Annotated in this window: 20 protein-coding genes and 1 pseudogene; 9 read left to right on the plus strand and 12 right to left on the minus strand. The window is 42.8% G+C overall.

The genetic code is table 11. The features are described 5' to 3' along the window. Positions 1 to 304 precede the first annotated feature (304 nt). The gene (locus O9323_RS05755) at positions 305 to 628 is read left to right on the plus strand and encodes a HesB/IscA family protein (protein WP_288124814.1); all 324 of its coding nucleotides are present in this window, start codon (positions 305 to 307) and stop codon (positions 626 to 628) included. On the opposite strand, the gene mraY is transcribed toward O9323_RS05755, so the two are convergent. Genes mraY through mutT form a run of 3 tightly spaced genes read right to left on the minus strand, consistent with a single transcriptional unit; the run spans position 629 to position 2,424 of the window. Beyond that, positions 629 to 1,696 carry a phospho-N-acetylmuramoyl-pentapeptide-transferase gene (mraY, locus tag O9323_RS05760; protein WP_288124815.1) on the minus strand — a complete coding sequence of 356 codons (1,068 nt, stop codon included), beginning with the start codon at positions 1,694 to 1,696 and terminating at the stop codon, positions 629 to 631. It abuts the gene before it with no gap. A 45-nt stretch (positions 1,697 to 1,741) separates the two neighbouring features. Then, positions 1,742 to 2,005, minus strand: coding sequence for a DUF3134 domain-containing protein (locus O9323_RS05765; RefSeq protein WP_002735746.1), 264 nt, complete (start codon positions 2,003 to 2,005; stop codon positions 1,742 to 1,744). Then, complete coding sequence (gene mutT, locus O9323_RS05770) at positions 2,002 to 2,424, minus strand: 8-oxo-dGTP diphosphatase MutT (protein WP_069475138.1); 423 nt, start codon at positions 2,422 to 2,424, stop codon at positions 2,002 to 2,004. Before mutT ends, O9323_RS05765 begins: the two co-directional genes overlap by 4 nt. A gap of 103 nt (positions 2,425 to 2,527) precedes the next feature. Here mutT and O9323_RS05775 point away from each other — a divergent pair, with 103 nt between their 5' ends. Further along, positions 2,528 to 2,851, plus strand: a complete 324-nt coding sequence (locus O9323_RS05775) for a 30S ribosomal protein PSRP-3 (RefSeq protein ID WP_002736597.1) — start codon at positions 2,528 to 2,530, stop codon at positions 2,849 to 2,851. A gap of 144 nt (positions 2,852 to 2,995) precedes the next feature. Here the strand turns inward: O9323_RS05775 and atpC are convergent, their stop codons facing one another. From atpC to O9323_RS05795, 4 genes are all read right to left on the minus strand, one after another. Then, positions 2,996 to 3,412 carry an ATP synthase F1 subunit epsilon gene (atpC, locus tag O9323_RS05780; protein WP_002735380.1) on the minus strand — a complete coding sequence of 139 codons (417 nt, stop codon included), beginning with the start codon at positions 3,410 to 3,412 and terminating at the stop codon, positions 2,996 to 2,998. Between the two features lie 74 nt (positions 3,413 to 3,486). After that, positions 3,487 to 4,935, minus strand: coding sequence for a F0F1 ATP synthase subunit beta (gene atpD, locus O9323_RS05785; protein ID WP_002737987.1), 1,449 nt, complete (start codon positions 4,933 to 4,935; stop codon positions 3,487 to 3,489). A 524-nt stretch (positions 4,936 to 5,459) separates the two neighbouring features. Continuing rightward, complete coding sequence (locus tag O9323_RS05790) at positions 5,460 to 5,888, minus strand: Imm30 family immunity protein (RefSeq protein ID WP_002737083.1); 429 nt, start codon at positions 5,886 to 5,888, stop codon at positions 5,460 to 5,462. Then, positions 5,885 to 6,175, minus strand: coding sequence for a hypothetical protein (locus O9323_RS05795; protein ID WP_002737970.1), 291 nt, complete (start codon positions 6,173 to 6,175; stop codon positions 5,885 to 5,887). The genes O9323_RS05790 and O9323_RS05795 overlap by 4 nt, the downstream gene beginning before the upstream one ends. 799 nt (positions 6,176 to 6,974) lie before the next feature. Here O9323_RS05795 and O9323_RS05800 point away from each other — a divergent pair. Further along, a complete protein-coding gene (locus O9323_RS05800; RefSeq protein WP_170863676.1) occupies positions 6,975 to 7,115 on the plus strand; it encodes a hypothetical protein in 141 nt (46 codons plus the stop codon). 54 nt (positions 7,116 to 7,169) lie between these two features. On the opposite strand, the gene O9323_RS05805 is transcribed toward O9323_RS05800, so the two are convergent. Both O9323_RS05805 and O9323_RS05810 read right to left on the minus strand, forming a co-directional pair. Continuing rightward, positions 7,170 to 9,557: an ATP-dependent Clp protease ATP-binding subunit gene (locus tag O9323_RS05805; protein WP_288124816.1), complete on the minus strand. Its 2,388-nt coding sequence runs from the start codon at positions 9,555 to 9,557 to the stop codon at positions 7,170 to 7,172. A gap of 162 nt (positions 9,558 to 9,719) precedes the next feature. Then, positions 9,720 to 9,977, minus strand: coding sequence for a hypothetical protein (locus O9323_RS05810; protein WP_043997184.1), 258 nt, complete (start codon positions 9,975 to 9,977; stop codon positions 9,720 to 9,722). Between the two features lie 231 nt (positions 9,978 to 10,208). On the opposite strand from O9323_RS05810, the gene O9323_RS05815 reads away from it, so the two are divergent. From O9323_RS05815 to O9323_RS05830, 4 genes are all read left to right on the plus strand, one after another. Next, on the plus strand, positions 10,209 to 10,331 hold the full coding sequence (locus tag O9323_RS05815) for a hypothetical protein (RefSeq protein WP_256094070.1): 123 nt from the start codon (positions 10,209 to 10,211) through the stop codon (positions 10,329 to 10,331). Positions 10,332 to 10,360: 29 nt separating this feature from the next. Further along, a complete protein-coding gene (locus tag O9323_RS05820) occupies positions 10,361 to 10,690 on the plus strand; it encodes a DUF6883 domain-containing protein (RefSeq protein WP_002754856.1) in 330 nt (109 codons plus the stop codon). Positions 10,691 to 10,696: 6 nt separating this feature from the next. Next, positions 10,697 to 10,957, plus strand: coding sequence for a DUF4926 domain-containing protein (locus O9323_RS05825; RefSeq protein WP_288124817.1), 261 nt, complete (start codon positions 10,697 to 10,699; stop codon positions 10,955 to 10,957). A 236-nt stretch (positions 10,958 to 11,193) separates the two neighbouring features. Beyond that, a complete protein-coding gene (locus O9323_RS05830) occupies positions 11,194 to 11,574 on the plus strand; it encodes a hypothetical protein (protein ID WP_223210892.1) in 381 nt (126 codons plus the stop codon). Between the two features lie 553 nt (positions 11,575 to 12,127). Here the strand turns inward: O9323_RS05830 and O9323_RS05835 are convergent. The 3 genes and pseudogenes from O9323_RS05835 to O9323_RS22545 form a co-directional block, all read right to left on the minus strand. Next, complete coding sequence (locus tag O9323_RS05835) at positions 12,128 to 12,394, minus strand: Txe/YoeB family addiction module toxin (protein WP_002756029.1); 267 nt, start codon at positions 12,392 to 12,394, stop codon at positions 12,128 to 12,130. Further along, positions 12,387 to 12,647 (minus strand): type II toxin-antitoxin system Phd/YefM family antitoxin, encoded by a 261-nt coding sequence (locus tag O9323_RS05840; RefSeq protein ID WP_002736246.1) that lies wholly within the window; start codon positions 12,645 to 12,647, stop codon positions 12,387 to 12,389. Before O9323_RS05840 ends, O9323_RS05835 begins: the two co-directional genes overlap by 8 nt. Positions 12,648 to 12,723: 76 nt before the next feature. Continuing rightward, positions 12,724 to 12,952, minus strand: a pseudogene (locus O9323_RS22545) (putative toxin-antitoxin system toxin component, PIN family); the annotation flags it as partial. A 786-nt stretch (positions 12,953 to 13,738) separates the two neighbouring features. Between O9323_RS22545 and O9323_RS05845 the strand changes: the two are divergent. Beyond that, positions 13,739 to 14,695, plus strand: a complete 957-nt coding sequence (locus tag O9323_RS05845) for a ribonuclease Z (protein WP_002756024.1) — start codon at positions 13,739 to 13,741, stop codon at positions 14,693 to 14,695. 2 nt (positions 14,696 to 14,697) lie between these two features. Further along, positions 14,698 to 17,934 carry a tubulin-like doman-containing protein gene (locus O9323_RS05850; RefSeq protein WP_288124818.1) on the plus strand — a complete coding sequence of 1,079 codons (3,237 nt, stop codon included), beginning with the start codon at positions 14,698 to 14,700 and terminating at the stop codon, positions 17,932 to 17,934. The last annotated feature ends 143 nt before the right edge of the window (positions 17,935 to 18,077 follow it).

Consider the following 18,077-nt stretch of genomic DNA (forward strand, 5'->3'; position numbering starts at 1 on the left):
GTTACATATTTCTTAACATAAAGTTTGACAACAACTATGGTATAACTTCACAAGAACTTGATATTAAGTAGGTAGGCGTTAAAAGTTGTCAGATCCCCCCGCCTATCGGCACCCCCCTTATCAAGGGGGGCAGGGGGGATCCCCCCGCCTATCGGCACCCCCCTTATCAAGGGGGGCAGGGGGGATCGAACCTAAAATCCATTTTTAATTTAATTATAACCAGCTACTTAACATAAAGTTTGACAACAACTGTGGTATAACTTCACAATAACTTGATATTATTATTACAATAGTCTCAAAAACAATGATCGAATTAAGTCCCGCCGCCGCTAGAGAAATTGAACGTTGGAGTCAAAGCCGTCGCCTGACTGGTTCCTATCTGCGTTTGGCAGTAAAAAATGGTGGTTGTTCGGGACTTCACTATCATCTCGAATTAACCGATATTGCGGCAGAAAACGATCGCTTTTATCAAAGTCAGGGTATTAATATTGTAGTCGATCCTGACAGCGATCGCTACCTACAAATTTTAAAATTAGACTATTCAGAAGATCTCATGGGTGGTGGTTTCCGTTTTACCAATGCCAACACCCAAAATACCTGCGGTTGTGGTCTTTCCTTTAGCGCTTAATTAACTGCTCCAAATAGCCAAGACAACTAAAAGCGCATTAACCAGATAAAAAGCTCCCACAATCTTCGTTTCCGTCCAACCACTTAATTCTAAATGATGATGAAAAGGAGCCATTTTTAACAATCTTTTGCCCTTGCCATCGGGTCCTTTTGTGGCTTTATAATAGATAACCTGAGCGATTACCGAAAGAGATTCCAGAAAGAAGAGACCACTAATTAAAAATAATCCCCAGAGATGTCCAGTAATTAAACCCACTGCAGCTAAAGCACCTCCCAAAGCGAGGGAACCCGTATCACCCATAAAGACTTTAGCGGGGTTGCGGTTATGAAAAATGAAGCCTAAACAAGCACCAGCAAAACAAGTGCAGAAAATCGCCAAATCTGGATGACTAGGAGCGATAATAATGGCTAAACCCAAAAAAGCGATCGCACCTGTTCCCCCCGCTAATCCATCCACCCCATCGGTGAGATTAGTGGCGTTACTTTCAGCCACAAGGACAAATCCCGCCAAAATCCAGAAGAAAAAGCCCAAAGGAATGACTAATCGACCCCAAAGGCCGATATCGGTACTCACCTGATTGAACGACATCCAGAGGCAAAAAAGCACCGCCCCCGTTATCTGTAAAATTAACTTCATCCGGGGAGATAGGCCCTTATTCGACTTATAACGCAGAATTTGCCAATCATCTAACCAACCGATACCCATGTAAGCAAAAGTCAGCAAAGCAACCGCCACCACATTAGGAGTGAATTTAGACCAGATTAAAGCGAAAATAAGGGCTACTGGCACAAAAAAGCTGCCTCCCATCGTCGGGGTTCCTGCTTTCTTTAAATGGGCCTGGGGTCCATCTTCGCGCATAATCTGACCCATTTTCAAGCGCCGCAGCATCGGTACTACTTGACAACCAAGACCAGCGCTGATTAATGTCGTGGCCATCAGGGGGAGTAACAGGGAATTAGTGGACTGAAAAAAAACTACTAACAGAAATAGTAATCCCGTTAGTAGAATCAGGAGATGGGTTCCAGTGGGTTTTTTAAAGATAGGGGCGGAAAAAATGTTAGCGTTCACGACTAAAGCGTCAGATAAGGGTAAAATTTGCCAAAGAAGACAGGATTAATCTTCATCTAAGACTAATTCGTCCTCGTCGTCATCATAACCGATATCATCGACATCCATCAGTTCAGATAGTTCCACATCTTCTTCGAGAGTCAGATCCGGTTCGGCGATTTTATCCCGGGGAATCATGCGATTATTTTTTTCTAACCACTCGACAATGGAAGCGTCTTTTTTTAGGGGAATAACCGCGGCCGGTTCGTAGCGGGGTTCTTGACGAATAGAAGGATTAAGCATAATCACTCGACGATTAACAGCAATCATTTCGAGTTTACCATGTCTTTTAAGGCTCTGATAATCTCTTGATTGGCCGCGGGGAAAGTGTAATTATCTAGTTCCTCGATAGTTACCCAGCGGATTTCTTCACATTCGATCGCTCTTGCTTGGCCGCTGAGATAACGACAGTTATATACTTGTAGATTAACCCGAAAATGACTATAGGTGTGGTCGATGGTGATTAAATGACTATCCACTGCGATGTCAATGCCAATTTCTTCTAATATCTCTCGTTTAATACATTCCTGCACCGTTTCATTGCCTTCGATTTTGCCGCCGGGGAATTCCCAAAAACCGCCCAGGAGTCCCTTGGCCAGACGGCGATCGATTAAAATTAAATCTCGATCATCTCTAATTACGGCCACACCGATTTGTTTAGAAGCTAAAGAATCTGTTTCGGGAATCATAGTGGTTATTGGCGAAAAAATCGGAAAAAATAGTTAAAAACTGACTGCGGAGAATTGAGTCAAAAGATGATATAATCGAGAATTGTACGATTAACGATTAACAATGACAGTCAGTTCCGAATCAAAGTTTATTTTAAAAGTATTGTGGTTAGATCAGAACGTAGCGATCGCTGTAGATCAGGTGGTCGGCAAAGGAACTAGCCCCCTCACCGCTTATTTTTTCTGGCCGCGCAATGATGCTTGGCAACAACTGCAAGAGGAGTTAGAAGCAAAACACTGGATTGATGAGTCCGATCGCGTTGATGTTCTCAACAAAGCCACAGAAGTAATTAATTTTTGGCAAGAGTTACGCAATCAAGGCCGACAAATCACCATGGCCGATGCACAGTTAAAATTCCCCGAAGTTGTGTTTAGTGGTAGCAATTAATCGGCTTTTTAGCCGTCAGCTAGATAATCTTGATAATAGGCAGAAAAATGGCTAAAAGCTGATTGCTAAAGGCTAAAAAATTAATCGGGTAGGTTTATATAAACCCGCCCGATTTTGCTTTAATTTAATTTGATTTGGTTGGGTTTAAACCGATACTAAACCGCCAGCGGCCTGGTATCTAGCGCGAGCTTTGCGCCATGATTGTTGCGCTTGGATAGTTTTGCGGCGGTCATCCCCTTTACTGACTTCATCGAGACGAGTTTGGGCCCGTTCGTATTCGGCGCGAGCTTTTTCCTTATCGATTTTTGAGCCTAATTCCGCCCCATTAACGAGGACTTTGATCTCATTATTTTCGACTTCGGCAAAACCGCCCAAAACCGCGATATTTTCCCAGTCTTTCCCCGGTCGAATTCGCATTACGCCAATATTCAGGGCAGTTAATAAAGGAGCGTGACCGCTAAGAATACCTAATTGTCCCGTGGAACTGGGTAGGATTACTTCTTCGGCCACGTTATCCCAGACAATGCGATCGGGTGTAATAACCCGTACTGTAATGCTCATTGGTGATAATAACGATAATTTTGGCAGATTTCTGGGTTAAGTAACCGCTAAACGCGGTTACTACTGACTTTTAATTAGCCTTTTTTGAGTTTTTCGCCTTTAGCGATCGCTTCATCGATATTGCCGACCATATAGAACGCTTGTTCGGGTAAGCGATCGAGTTCACCTTTGAGGATCATCTGGAAGCCTTTGATCGTATCAGCGAGGGTAACGTATTTACCCGGGGAACCGGTGAAAACTTCCGCCACGAAGAAAGGTTGCGAGAGGAAACGCTCAATTTTGCGAGCGCGGTCAACGGTGAGACGATCTTCTTCCGACAATTCGTCTAAACCGAGAATAGCGATGATGTCCTGTAACTCTTTATAGCGTTGCAGGGTAGATTGAACAGCGCGAGCGGTGCCGTAGTGTTCATCACCGACGATATCAGCTTGGAGCATGGTGCTGGTGGAACCGAGGGGATCTACCGCCGGATAGATACCTTTGGAAGCCAGACCCCGGGATAGTACAGTAGTTCCATCCAAGTGAGCGAAGGTAGTAGCGGGAGCGGGGTCAGTCAAGTCATCCGCCGGTACATAGACCGCTTGGATGGAAGTGATCGATCCCTCTTTGGTGGAGGTAATCCGCTCTTGCAGGTCGCCTACATCAGTGCCGAGGGTGGGTTGGTATCCTACCGCAGAAGGCATCCGACCGAGGAGCGCCGATACTTCCGAACCGGCTTGCACGAAACGGAAGATATTATCAATAAATAAGAGTACGTCTTGCTTGCTGACATCGCGGAAATATTCGGCCATGGTCAAAGCAGAGAGACCGACGCGCATTCTCGCTCCGGGGGGTTCGTTCATCTGACCGTAAACGAGGGCAATTTTCGAGTCTTCGGGGTTATCAGCGTTGATTACCTTCGATTCGATCATCTCGTTGTAGAGGTCGTTTCCTTCGCGGGTTCTTTCACCCACACCGCCAAAAACCGAGACACCCCCGTGTTGAATGGCGATATTGTTGATTAATTCCATCATAATGACGGTTTTGCCCACACCAGCACCCCCAAAGAGGCCGATTTTGCCACCTTGACGGTAGGGGGTGAGCAGGTCAATCACCTTGATACCGGTTTCAAAAACCGTCGGTGTTACTTCAAGATCGACTAATTTGGGAGCGGGACGGTGAATAGGAGAGGTTTCGGTGACGTTAACCGGTCCTTTTTCGTCCACGGGTTCACCAAGAACGTTAAAAATCCGACCGAGGGTGCATTTACCCACGGGAACGCTAATCGCTGCGCCGGTATCCACGATATCCATACCGCGCACTAAACCATCGGTGGTACTCATGGCAACGGCCCGCACTTGGTTATCACCGAGTAACTGTTGCACTTCACAAGTAACCGATAGATTTTGACCGGCGGAGTTGGTTCCTTTTACGGTTAAGGCATTATAAATACGGGGCAGTTTGCCACTGGGAAATTCGGCATCGATGACAGGACCGATGATCTGGACGATTTTACCAACGTTAGTTTCTGTTGTCGCTACCATTGTTTATGTCTACTCTGGGTTTTAGCTGATAACTCCCACAAGGGGAAAGTCTTAATTTTTTGTAAAATTAGCCAATACACAGCTTATCACGCTAGGGGATCAGATCAGTTATTTTCGCTATCAGCCCTCAGCAGTCGGTCGTCACGAGACTCGGAGACAGGAGATTATTTTATTTGTTCCCCCCACTTCCCGCTTCCCACTCCCCGCTTCCCGCTCCCTGCTTGACAAACACAGGGGTTTGCCTTTAATTGAACGTTACCTCATGTCTCAAGGAGAAGATAGCCACAGTGTCGAGGGTTTAATTGCTCAAGATATAGGTTGGGATTTTTAAGGGGAAACTTTCTTTTAAAATTGGCGTTTACTTTTGATTTTATTACTCAATCCAAGCTTTTGGGGGGTTGGGGGAAGTCGCTGAGTCTCAAATTAAATTAATTAAGCTTGAACAAATGCCAGAAAAAGCGACATTTTTTAAGGGATTACAGATACCAAAATACCATTTTAATTTCTATAAGTCATACAAAAATTTAGGTTAAGATGACCTCCGAGGATGAATTAATCTGATTTTTGACGCTTTCTAGTAAAAGTTGATACAAAAAATGAGGTGTTTTTTGATTGGCTAATTCCAGACTATTCTGATAAATTTTAACAGCAGATTCATCATTAATCATTCGATAGTGAATGATTTTTGTCCATTCTGGTGCAGTTATCATTAATTGAGGAATCACTTCAATAAAAGCCTGTATTTGTTGTTGGGGTTCAAAATCTTCTAAAAAATGCAATAAACTAAACATAATTTCAGGATGTTCACAGTTATCATCTAGGATAAGATGTAAGTCTTTTAAATCTTTATCATCAGGATATTTGGCAAGTTTTTCTAATGTTTCCTCAAATAAGTTAATTTCTTGGGGTGTTTTCATTAAGCGATTCTCTTGTAGGATTTTTATTAAATTCATGGGGTTGTTGCTCCTTGATCAAAAAAGGTTGACCAAGTAGTTTTATTAAGTTGAATGAGTTCTTGTAATCCCTTTCTAATATCTGCATTATATAATCCTTGACCTAGATAAATTGAGCGAATATCCCAAACTTCTTGTGCTAAGGTTTGTCGAGGGGAAAGAGTTAAGTCTGGACTTTTACCATAAGATAAGGTTTGACGATGACGACCTCCTTTTCCGGGGGATAAGTGTTCCATCATGATAGCAATTCCTTGATTAGTTGTGTAACCTTTGATTTTCGCTTTCATATACGCATTGGATGGTAGATGATGAGGGGTTAAGTTATCTCCTCTACGACCTAATTTTAACAAGTCGCCGTATGTCCCGACTTTTCCTTCTCCTGTCAGTAGTTTAAATTGAGTGATGTTGTCTCCTTATGATTATTTTAGGCCATAGGTTGATCATAGGTGAATAAAAATCTTATCACTCTTCTATCTCGGAAAATCCCTGTCAACACATAAGTGCTGAAACTCCTATTTTATAAGCGAGCGCTCGTCTGTTTTCTAACAACAACTCGAAAATTTAGTTTCTGTTAGTTATTGATCACTCGAAAGCTTGCCCCGAAAGAAAGCTAGAATTTACACACGATCAGAGCTTTTTCCTGATAATTAAGCTTTAATGACCCATTTTCCTCTTTTCCCCCAACTCCAGTGCTTCCCAACCCAAAAAAGTAAGGCAGGCCTTAGCCTACCTTAAAACAAAGCGAGGTTGATCAACTTTGGGAATGCCGATGCGGATGCAGCGGATGGAATTGGTCTGTTACCATATATTGTCGATTATAGCAAGGGTTTTGCTGGTTGTATAGATTCAATTAACAAATAATCTTAAGCTTGACCATAGATTTTAGTCTATGTCTTGAGCCACAAGAACTATCTCCTGTCAAATTTTCAAGGGACAGCTTTACTGAGACGCACTCCCTTCCCTCAACCGTCCGGGAGAATTGTGCTGTAAGATATCTTCAGTTTCAATTGTTTAGGCTCGCAATCGTAGATGAGAATAAATTTCGGTAGCTTTTGCGGCAATCTCAGGAAATTATCGGTTAATTATATGAATTCTGGTAAAATTATCGCCATTATCACGGGAGCGATTTCGATTTTAATCGCCGTTGCCTATTTAATCCTAGTTCAGATTCTTGACTTTCGCACCGAGATGATTCCCGCTCCCCTAGAAGTTATTTTTCCAGGATGATAAAAATTGGGGTTGAAAATTTTTCAACCCCGAAAAAAGCAATTTTTGAGCGGATTAACCCACCGATTGTAACTGTAATTGCGAGAGAATATCGCTCTGCTCGGAGCGCTGATGACTAGAGACTGTCACCACAGCTTCAGCAGTTACATCTAATAGCGCATGGTCTCCAGAATTGACTTTTCCCGATAACATCGCCTCGGCTAAACTATCCTCTAAGCGTCGAGTTAAGGCACGACGTAAAGGCCGCGCACCGTAGCTAGGATCATAACCCTCATTGATGACCAAATCCTTAAAAGCGGCGGTAACTTGCACAGAAATGCCTTTTTCTGTCAATTGTTTGGCTAGATCTGCGATCAGAATATCGGCAATCTGGGTAACTTCTTCGCGAGTTAACTGTCGGAAAACAATGATTTCATCGAGACGGTTGAGAAATTCGGGACGGAAATATTGTTTTAACTCGTCTGTCACCCGATTAGAAATCTGTTGGTAACGCGATTGAGCAAAATCGTCAGCCATCTCGAATCCTAAGCTATTACCGCCTTTTTCGATGACTTTTGAGCCAATATTCGAGGTCATGATAATTAGGGTATTCTTAAAGTCCACCCGACGACCTTGGGAATCGGTCAAACGACCATCTTCTAACAGTTGCAGGAGAAGATTAAAAACATCGGGATGTGCTTTCTCGATTTCGTCAAACAAAACCACTCTATAGGGTTGACGACGCACTGCTTCCGTTAACTGACCGCCTTCATTGTAACCGATGTATCCGGGAGGCGCACCAATTAATTTAGAAACCGTGTGGGATTCCATAAATTCCGACATATCTAGACGAATCATACTGGATTCCGAGCCAAAGAGTAACTTAGCTAAGGCTTTCGTTAATTCAGTTTTACCCACTCCCGTGGGACCGGCAAAAATAAACGAGGCAATCGGACGGTTAGGATTCTTTAAATTTACTCGCGCTCGACGAATAGCACGAGAAACGGCATTTACTGCCTCCTGTTGACCAATAATCCGCTCGTGCAGTTGAGATTCCAGATTTAAGAGCGATTCCGACTCAGTTTCAGTTAATTGGGTAACGGGAATACCAGTCCAAGCGGCGACAATTTGGGCGATTTCCTCCGCATCCACCACCGGAATTAAAGATTCGGGGTTAATTAGGGGTGATTCTTCGCTAACCTCTGCGGGACTTTTACTTTGCAGGGAATAGCGTAGATGGGTGCGGGATCCCGCTTCATCGAGAAGATCGATCGCTTTGTCCGGTAAAAAGCGATCATTGATATAGCGCGAGGATAGATGAACAGCAGCTTCGATCGCTTTTTGATCGTATTTTACCTGATGGAAATCCTCGTAGGTGGCTTTTAAACCGCGTAAAATCTCGATCGCTTGCTCTTTGGTCGGTTCTCCCACCATAACTGGCTGAAAACGTCTTTCTAGAGCCGCATCTCGCTCAATATGCTGTTTATACTCATCGAGAGTGGTTGCCCCTAAACACTGTAACTCGCCGCGAGCTAAAGCAGGTTTAAGCAGGTTAGAAGCATCCATAGCTCCCCCCATGCTACCAGCACCCACAAGAGTGTGAATTTCATCAATAAACAGGATAATACTGCCCGATTTGCGAACTTCCTCCACGATACCCTTTAAACGTTCCTCAAAATCGCCGCGAAAACGGGTTCCCGCCAGTAAAGACCCCATATCGAGGGCAATTACCTGTTTATCCTGCAAAAGTTCGGGAATATCGCCACTATGGATGCGTTGTGCTAACCCTTCAGCGATCGCTGTTTTCCCCACCCCCGGCGCACCGAGTAAAATCGGGTTACTTTTGGTACGACGGCCTAAAATTTGGACAACTCGCTCGATTTCTGGCTCTCTACCGATTACAGGGTCAATTTTGCCATTTTTGACCTCTTGGCTTAAATTGCGACCATATTGGGCTAAAATACCGCCTTGGGGAGCATTTTTCTGGTCTTCATAGTCACTGCTTGCCGTGAAGCGACCACTAGCGACTTTTTCCCCAGCATTTTTCAGTAAAAGGCCGCGAAGTTTGATCAAATCAACACCCTGCATAATTAAAATTTTAGCGGCTAGGGATTCGGGATCGCTGGTGATAGCGAGTAATAGATGTTCAGGTGCGATCGCCTGTTCCCCTAATTGTCGAGCTTCCTGAAATGCTTGCTCGAACATCTTTTTCGCTTTCGGGGTAAAAGGGATATTAACGGGACTGTAACCGCTGCCACGGCCGGTCATTCCTTCAATCAGGCGGCGACTTTCGTGCAGGGTGACTTTTAAATCCTTGAGAATTAAGGCTGCGGCGGCGGTGGCTTCTCCTATCAATCCTAACAGTAAATGCTCCGTACCCACGACACTGTGACCGGCACGACGGGCTTCTTCTTGGGCGAACATCACCGCTTTGATAGCTTTCTGGTTAAAGTATTCAAACATGATCGACGGCTTCCTGGCTACTGGGCTTTACTTGTTACTGTAACGTTTTCTTTACATTAGCCGGAAGGGGGATATCCGTATCAGTAGGGTGGGTTAGTCAGTGGTGAGTTTGGGCGATGCTTAAAATCCTTAACAAAAATTAAGGCTGCTGGCAGTTATAACCTAACCCCTGTGCAACTGTCGCTCTACAAAACTAATGCAGAAATGATAATTATTGATGTACCATATAAGGCGCGATAACTGAGGACGTAAGGATTGAAAAGGCTGCCAGCCAAGTTTTTTCGAGCCGAAGGTGGGTCGGAGCCGGTCAAAGATTGGTGGAAAACTCTCAGCCGTGAAGATTGCCGGATTATTGGCAGCGATATCAAGGACGTAGAGTTTAGCTTTCCCATCGGCTGCCCCTGTGCCGTTCACTTTCATCAAGAAGTCCCAAAAAAAACCAAAACAGGAAATCGATTTAGCTCTCAATCGTAAGAAGGAACAGGAAAAATATGACCGCTAACCCCCATACTGGCTCCGATTTCGATGATTTTCTCAAAGAAGAAGGTCTAGGAGGACTGTAGTGCGGTGGCACTCAAACGGTTACGGTTGCGGCAGTTGGCTGAGGAGATGAAACGGCTCTCTCTGACGAAAACGGAGATGGCGGCGCGGATGCAGACCAGTCGAGCGCAACTTGACCGCCTCCTCGACCCGGAAAAGACGGGCGTTTCCCTCGATACTATCCAACGGGCGGCTTCTGTGGTGGGCCGCCAATTGCGAATCGAGTTGCTCTGAGGGAAGTCAGAAAGTTCGGAGTGCCGCAGATGAAATTACCCAACGGGGAACTGGCAGAAATCTCGATGGAAAAACTGATTGGCTATTGCTTAAATCCAGAACATTCTAGGGGAAAAAATAAAGCCAGAGTCTTTCGCTCTCGTCTGGGAATAACTGCCGAGAACGCTGAGGTTTTGCGATCGCTCATCTCACAGGCTGCCCTGGAGGGGGAAGTTGTGCAACAAGCGGTCACGGAATTCGGCCAGCAGTTTAAAGTGGATTGGACGATACCAGAACGGGAAGGAACACAACTGCGAACTATCTGGGAAGTCGGCTTAATTAATCCTAACCCTCGCCTAATTTCTGCCTTTATCAAGTAAACTACCATGAAAGACATCAAACTCTTAGATCCGGTTGCCATCCTCAACTCCGTCCCTCGGGACCGATTGACTTTAGTTGAGCCAGATTATGAAGCTGTCCCCAGCTTGCCAAGCGGACAGGTGGGAACGGTGGTTGAGGTGTATGAAAAAGGTTCGCGCTATCAATATTTAGTGGAATTTTCTGACAGTCAGGGGCGGGAATATGCGATGGCTATTCTGCCAGGCGATGAGCTTCTGGTCTTGCATTATGAACTGGAGGTGGCGTGAATTCTGCTTAAGGGAAAACGCTATGGCTCAAGTAGCGGTTAGCGAAATTTTGAACCCTATTATCGAATCTGACACACCGCGCCACAATCCCTCACGGAAGGCGATAGGTCGCCTGAGAAGCAGTAAAACAGGGGAAAATACCTGAAACTCTTTCCCCTGTGAATCCCTAAGCTAGGGAGAAGAATATAAAGATTTATTAAATTGTAGCTTTTGCTACAGTTGTGGGGGGGGGAAGTGTGTATGCTTCTGCTATCTCCCTTTGGTGTTGGGTTGGGGTGCTGCTTGATCTAGCTACGAGAGAGGGCGATCGCACTACCCGCAATTTCAACAATGGCATGGGCAAGGATGCGCGAGTCTATCTCGATTCGATAGAAACACTACTAAAAAGATTAATATTCATTATGGGTTGGAGAAATTCACTTTTACTAACATTGTTGATTTTGGTTGTTGGCATTGGTCTTGGAGCGATTACAGGAAGTCCTATAATGCGTGGAATTGTCTTCTGGACAGCACTTTGGGCAGCAATTGATTCCCATAGAATAGAAATTCATAAGTATAAAATTACAGGATCATTCGTACCATCATTTGGTAATTCATGGTCAGTTTTTTTGTTTTAACTTCTCCTTTGGGTGTATTGTTTTCCTGCCTATTTGATTATTAGAGGAAAGATTCTTAAAGGAATTATACCTTTAAGAAACGAAGACGAATAAGGCTACCAATCAATCCAGACTAACTCCCCTCTCCTGCTCCCAGAGGGGTTGGGGGAGAGGTCAAATCATCAAACCATTATCTATCAACGAGTTGCTCATCGCCAAGAAATTTATAAATTTTTCCCTTAGTGCGATAACATGATCTTGTATGGTATTTTCTTCAACCGCAAACTAAAACCTTCCCAATATACCGAAAAAGAAACCACAAAAGCCAGCTAAATTGTTTCTAAAAATACCATAAATGCCCCTTCATTCAGTCAGTTGAGGAGGGGAATTTATATCGTATTTTTATGTTATCTTGGGGGTATTTATACCGTTTTGCGGAAGGCAAAAGTCTTATACCATAAACTTTTCACGTTCCTAGTATGTGCCTCACTCATTCGCAAATTGCTATATTTTTACAATCCAAGTCAATCATTTTCAGTCTATACTGTTACCAGTGTAAAATAAATAAGAGGGGTTATTCATAATGAGTCCACATCCGTATAACTTTGACAACCTTCTCTTCTGGAATAACCTGATAAACCAAACGATGCTGAATATTAATACGTCTGGAATAATAGCTCGCTAAATCGCCACTGAGTTTCTCATAAACAGGATAAGATTGATACGGATTTGACTTAAGAATATTTAATAACTCGTTAGCTTGTTTTGCCAACCCAGTACGAGCCAGCTTTTCAGCATCTTTTTTCGCTTGTTTGGTAAAAACCAACTGCCAATTATCCATTTAAAATTGCTCTGATACCCGCCTCATCCACACAATCTTCAATAGAAGTGTTGCCACCTTCAATAATTGAATCTACCATACCAGGAATAGAATACAAATAAAGCGTTTCTTGAATAGAGTTCCAATCTTCCTCAGCAATTAAAATAGCATTCTTTTTCGTACCAGATAACAAAATCGGTTGATGATTATCATTGGTATCATTCACTAATTCATCAATTTGTTCTTTGGCTTCAGTAACAGTAACAATTTTCATGTAACTATCCCTTAAATTAACAACAAGAGTGCAACCGATTCTAACACAAGTCGACTATTATTCAGGATAATAGCACCTTTTCTAAATATTTGTCAAATTTATTTTTGCTTATTCTCGTTGCCAATTCTTGATAAGTTGCCTTGCTCTGAAGAATGGTACATTGACTGATTGATTACTTTTCTGGGTGTTCCTAGTGGATTGAGTAAAGCACTAATAAAAACATTGGTATCTATAACAACTCGATTAGTCTGAGTAAAACTCCTAGTTTGGGTTGAAGCATGAAACCCAACAACTTCCCGGAATATTTTCACAATCTTGGTTGGGTTTCGCCTTGTGAGCCGATTGGTAATACCTGCTCAATAATGATAGCTCAACCCAACCACCTTGTTCCTAGAGATTTACACTTTTTGTTATCTCTGATCAAGGGTTGCGCTTGCTTTGGTTTAACCTGAGCGACTTAGTTTTTGCTGCGCTTTTTTCCGGCTTGAGATTTTGAGTTTTACGGCAACCGCTTGAGTTTTTTTGAATTACCCCTTGACAATCAAGACAGTCGCTACGGCTGATAACTGATAACTGACTTCTAACCCAATTTTGGACAAAGATAAGCAAAAATTATTTATTGACTCCACAAACTTGAGAATATTTAAATTAACATTTCGCAATATTTACAAATTCTTAAGAATTAATTGAGAAAGATTTTTATTTAACAAAGATGTTATGAAGGTTACAGCGATTTGATAGAATTTCATAATGGGCTATTCTGTGCTTTTTTAGGCAGCAATGGTTGAAACCCTTGCCACATCTACAAAGTAATCCTAATTAAGACGGGTAAATTAGTCAATTTCACCCACAACGATGATCTTTTTTTTGTGTAGTTTTATTGCAAAAAAAAAGTTTTTTTGACCAAAAGCACAAAGCATGATAAGGAAGCTGGTGTATTTCTGGCTGCGCGTAATTATTGCAGAGTTAGGTCAAAATCAGGGGATTTTCTGTTTTCAAGTGATGAAATACAGAAAAGCAGCAATTCGATCGAGAAATCGATAAAAACAGCCTAGACTAGAAAAAGAATCCTCTATCCTGACAGCTATCCTGTGGAGATTACTTTTTTAGGAACCAGTTCCGGGGTTCCCACTCGTTCGCGTAATGTCTCTAGTATCGCCCTTCGTTTGCCCCAACGGGCGGAAATATGGCTGTTTGACTGTGGAGAAGGAACTCAACACCAGTTACTGCGTAGCGACCTGAAAAGTTCCCAAATCCGACGCATTTTTATCACCCATATGCACGGGGATCATATCTTTGGTTTAATGGGATTGTTAGCTAGTATTGGATTAGCTGGTTCTGCTCAGGATATTGATATCTACGGACCCCCCGGACTAGGGGACTATCTGCGTGCTTGTGCTAAGTATTCCTATACTAATTTAGCCAATCGGGTGCGTGTCCATCCCATTTCCCCCGGCATACTCTACGAAGATGAAGAATTTACCGTCTCCTGTCAGCTATTAAAACATCGTATTCCTGCCCATGGTTATCGTATCGCCGAAAAAGACCGTCCTGGACGTTTTGATGTGGAAAAAGCCAACGCTTTAGGTATTCCCCCCGGACCAATTTACGGCAAGCTGAAAAAAGGGGAAACTGTCACCCTCCCCGATGGCAGCAAAATTCGCGGTCAGTCCCTCTGCGGAGAAACGGAAATCGGCCGTAAAATTGCCTACTGTACCGATACTATTTTCTGTGAAGGATCGATCGAATTGGCACAAAATGCAGATGTGCTAATTCATGAGGCGACTTTTGCACACCAAGATGCCGGATTAGCCTTTGAAAGTGTTCACTCCACTTCGACGATGGCAGCCCAGGTGGCCTTGGCAGCCCAGGTAAAATTGTTATTAATGACCCATTTTAGTCCCCGTTATCTACCGGGGAATTCTCTGGATATTTCCAATCTGTTAGAGGAAGCGCGGGCAATTTTTCCTAACACTAAATTAGCCTACGATTTCCTCACCTACGAAGTCCCCCGCAACCGTCAAGAAATCGCCTTAGGAGTTAAGTAATTATGCCAGCAGCAGTAGAAGAAAAAAGCATGGTTCCCACGGTTTTAGTGGGTATTGGTGGCACGGGTAACGAGATTTTATCGCGCTTGCGTCGTTTAATCGAGGAAAGTTATGGCAGTTTGAGCAATTTTCCGATTGTCAGTTTTTTGGTGGTTGACACGGATAAGGATTATAAAATCAGTAATCCTGAAGCTGCTGGCAGTGCTTTTAAAGATAACGAAAAACACTGGGCCCGGGTGAGTGGAAAACAGGTACAGGAAATGGTATCTGATATGGATAGATATCCCTGGATTAATAGTTGGTTTCCCCCGGAATTAGAGAGAAATATTACTTCCCTGGAAGCGGGAGCGGGACAAATTCGCGCCTGTGGTCGTTTTGCTTTATTTTGTAATTATCATGAGATCCAAAGAAAATTTCTAGACGCGGTGAGACGGGTAAAGGGACAAGAAAACTTTATGCTTGATCACTATGGAATTAAAGTTAGTAATAGTGCTATTAATGTCTTTACTACGGGGTCTTTAAACGGTGGTACGGGTAGCGGAATGTTAATCGATCTAGGTTACTGTATTCGTAATTGGTTACGAGGGGAAAGTAGTCCTTTGAGTACGGCAATTGTTCCGACTCCTGAAGCATTTGCGGGGATTAGTGTCGGCGATCGAGTTTTGGCTAATGGTTACGCTGCCTTGATGGAATTGAATTACTTTTCTGACTACAGAACTGAATATCAGCAACAGTTTAGCAGCGGTTTAGTCGATGAAGTGGTTAGTAAATTACCCCCCTTTGATTTTACCTATTTAGTGGGGACAAAAAACGGCGAAGGTGATTTTAAACTCGGTCAAATTCGGGAAATGATCGCCCAAAATATCTTCCTAGATATGACCTCTGATTTTGCCCCCCATAAACGTTCTATTAGAGATAATATTAAGGGTTCTTGGGCGCAAGCTGACCCGGGGGGACGCGGTTATCCTAAGCAATTTATGAGTTTTGGACTATCAACTATTGAAATTCCTATTGCCCAAATTCGTGCTTCCTTATCGGAACGTTTAGCCAAAGATTTAATTAATTGGTGGCTGAATGATTCCGTGATTTTACCCGCTCAAATGTTGGACTTAGTAAGAGGTGATATACTCAAAAAAATGCGCTTGAGCGAAGGGGAGTTAATTATGGATTTATGTGCCGACAAGGATCGCTCTTTAATTGCCATAATCTCCCAATGGATTAACGAAACTCGTCAGGAAATCAATCAATATAATTGGCTCTCTTGTACCAAACAGGGTGTTAATATTTTAGGCAACGAACAGGGAAAAATTCTGCAATTTATTGATGATTATTTAACGCCAAGAGTCGAGGAATTTAAACGCAATCATTTACTAGAATTGAGTCCCGATGAACGGATGCACGGCGATTACCTGAAAAAGATTTATAGTAATCGGGATGAAATTATTCAACGGGGTAAAAAGTCCCTAGAAATAGAGTTTTATAATATCCTTGAGGCTCGGAACCGTGGGGTGAAATTTGCCGAGAGTTTTATTTTTTTAGTACGACAAATCTTCACCGACATAGCGGAAAAATTCCGTCGCGATCAAGAACAGGTTTGGAGTCAAAACGAAAGTAAACGTCAACGGGAATACGATACAGCCTTAGCGGAAATTAATGATCTGAAAGATAAACTTCATATCTCGAAAAAAGATAAGATGGAAGAATATTGTGAACAAGCTTTAACGGGATTGGAAGGCTATTTAATGGCCAATATTCAACGAAAAACCAGAGGTGCGGGAGTAGAGGTTATTAATCGTTTACTGGAACATCTTAATCAATTAGAAAGCCGTTTTAATCGCTTTCGTCAGAAGTTAATTCAAAGTCGCGATCTATTTAATCTGCAAGCTAACCAACAGATTGATAGTGCCGATGCTTTGTTAATTAATGGGATTAAATTATTTGATAGACAAGAATTAAATGGTCTTTATCAAGACTTTATCGAACAATTTGCTTCGGGGATTGCTGGTAACAAAAACGCCTACGATACGGGTATGGATAACCTTTGTTTACCTCTCTCAGAAGAGATTTTAAAGCAATCTAGTCCCCTCTGGAAAGAAACGCGGCGCTCCGATGAAAATATGCGTTTATTTGACATCACCGAGATTGCCGATATTCGTCAAGGTGATTTTCAAAAAGTTATCCTAAACCAAGCTAATCAACTCCTACAAAATGCTCCCGCTAGTAGTCGCATTCAGCAGGAATTAGCCGCTTGTGATCGCTTGTTAAAAATCTATAACAACGATGCCGATATTATCAATAATCTTCGCATTGCCTACCAAAAATCGCGACCCCTAATTATGCTTAATCCTGCGGTTTTGCGGGGAAAAGATGCGGGTTTTACACCCCAATTAAATCAAAATGTGGCCCTGATTGGGGGAAGAAATACCAGTAACCCGGCAGCCCAAAAAATTATTCCGAAACTGCGGGAATTTATTGCCAACGAAGACGATATTAAACCCTTGGGAGACGTGGAAAAATATCGTCTTGTCTTCGTGCAGGAAATTGGCGGTTTTTCCCTACGTTGTCTCGAGGGAATGCGAGAGTTGCGCCAATCCTATCAGGACTGGAAAGGAGAATTTATTCTCGCCAAACGCGCCCAACAAATGGGGGAAAATCGCGATTTACCCATCCCCGTGCATATCCAAAAGGAATCGCCTTTCTGGGATGTTTTTCCCGAAGATCCGAGTATTTATCAATTGGTGGTAACAGCCCGAGCTTTGAAAGTGCTTTTCCCAGAAGTCAATCGAGTCACTAATGAGAAAACAATTCGCTATGAAATTAAAACCGCAACGGGATTAAAAAAAGTCGATATCGCCACCAGTTGGGAAGATGCGGTACAGGTGTTAGAAGTAAAAGCTTGTCGCGAAGATAAGGAAAAAATTCAAAGTCAGGTGACAGCTAAGTTACAGGCTGCAGCTACTCCGGAGAAAAAACAAGCTTTGTATCGGACTTTTATCCAATATTTACAACAACGTTCCGAGGAGTTAACAGGAGGAAAAGACAATACAGAATATAAACGGGAAGATGCAATTATTTTGCAGTTAATCCATAACTATAAGTTGGATAGCGGTGGAGAAATTCCTCTTTCTCCGGTGACGGAAGTGGCTAACCCAGCTTTAATTATCTGCGGTATTTGTGGATATAAAAACCCGCCATCGTCTAATTTTTGTTCTAAGTGTGGGGCAAAATTAGTTAAGTAGAAATTAGACCTCCTGCAAAAATAGGAACTGATTATGTACAATAAAGTAAAACACTCAGAAAAACCATGACTTACGAAAAAGTAAAAAATTTGAATCCAGAAGAGTTTAAACGCTTTTGTGGAGTATATCCTGAAACATTTAAG

The sequence above is a fragment of the Microcystis sp. LE19-131.1A genome (assembly GCF_027532015.1).
GTDB classification, from domain to species: domain Bacteria; phylum Cyanobacteriota; class Cyanobacteriia; order Cyanobacteriales; family Microcystaceae; genus Microcystis; species Microcystis ichthyoblabe_A.

Excerpts from the sequence above, each read along its gene's own strand:
- O9323_RS05755 (WP_288124814.1), top strand. The coding sequence starts at position 305 with ATGATCGAATTAAGTCCCGCCGCCGCTAGAGAAATTGAACGTTGGAGT.
- O9323_RS05835 (WP_002756029.1), bottom strand. The coding sequence starts at position 12,394 with ATGGATAATTGGCAGTTGGTTTTTACCAAACAAGCGAAAAAAGATGCT.
- atpC (WP_002735380.1), bottom strand. The coding sequence starts at position 3,412 with ATGAGCATTACAGTACGGGTTATTACACCCGATCGCATTGTCTGGGAT.
- O9323_RS05775 (WP_002736597.1), top strand. The coding sequence starts at position 2,528 with ATGACAGTCAGTTCCGAATCAAAGTTTATTTTAAAAGTATTGTGGTTA.
- O9323_RS05765 (WP_002735746.1), bottom strand. The coding sequence starts at position 2,005 with ATGATTGCTGTTAATCGTCGAGTGATTATGCTTAATCCTTCTATTCGT.
- O9323_RS05825 (WP_288124817.1), top strand. The coding sequence starts at position 10,697 with ATGAAAGACATCAAACTCTTAGATCCGGTTGCCATCCTCAACTCCGTC.
- O9323_RS05850 (WP_288124818.1), top strand. The coding sequence starts at position 14,698 with ATGCCAGCAGCAGTAGAAGAAAAAAGCATGGTTCCCACGGTTTTAGTG.
- O9323_RS05800 (WP_170863676.1), top strand. The coding sequence starts at position 6,975 with ATGAATTCTGGTAAAATTATCGCCATTATCACGGGAGCGATTTCGATT.
- O9323_RS05795 (WP_002737970.1), bottom strand. The coding sequence starts at position 6,175 with ATGAAAGCGAAAATCAAAGGTTACACAACTAATCAAGGAATTGCTATC.
- O9323_RS05820 (WP_002754856.1), top strand. The coding sequence starts at position 10,361 with ATGAAATTACCCAACGGGGAACTGGCAGAAATCTCGATGGAAAAACTG.
- O9323_RS05790 (WP_002737083.1), bottom strand. The coding sequence starts at position 5,888 with ATGAATTTAATAAAAATCCTACAAGAGAATCGCTTAATGAAAACACCC.
- atpD (WP_002737987.1), bottom strand. The coding sequence starts at position 4,935 with ATGGTAGCGACAACAGAAACTAACGTTGGTAAAATCGTCCAGATCATC.
- mutT (WP_069475138.1), bottom strand. The coding sequence starts at position 2,424 with ATGATTCCCGAAACAGATTCTTTAGCTTCTAAACAAATCGGTGTGGCC.
- O9323_RS05815 (WP_256094070.1), top strand. The coding sequence starts at position 10,209 with ATGCAGACCAGTCGAGCGCAACTTGACCGCCTCCTCGACCCGGAAAAG.
- O9323_RS05810 (WP_043997184.1), bottom strand. The coding sequence starts at position 9,977 with ATGAAAGTGAACGGCACAGGGGCAGCCGATGGGAAAGCTAAACTCTAC.
- O9323_RS05805 (WP_288124816.1), bottom strand. The coding sequence starts at position 9,557 with ATGTTTGAATACTTTAACCAGAAAGCTATCAAAGCGGTGATGTTCGCC.
- O9323_RS05840 (WP_002736246.1), bottom strand. The coding sequence starts at position 12,647 with ATGAAAATTGTTACTGTTACTGAAGCCAAAGAACAAATTGATGAATTA.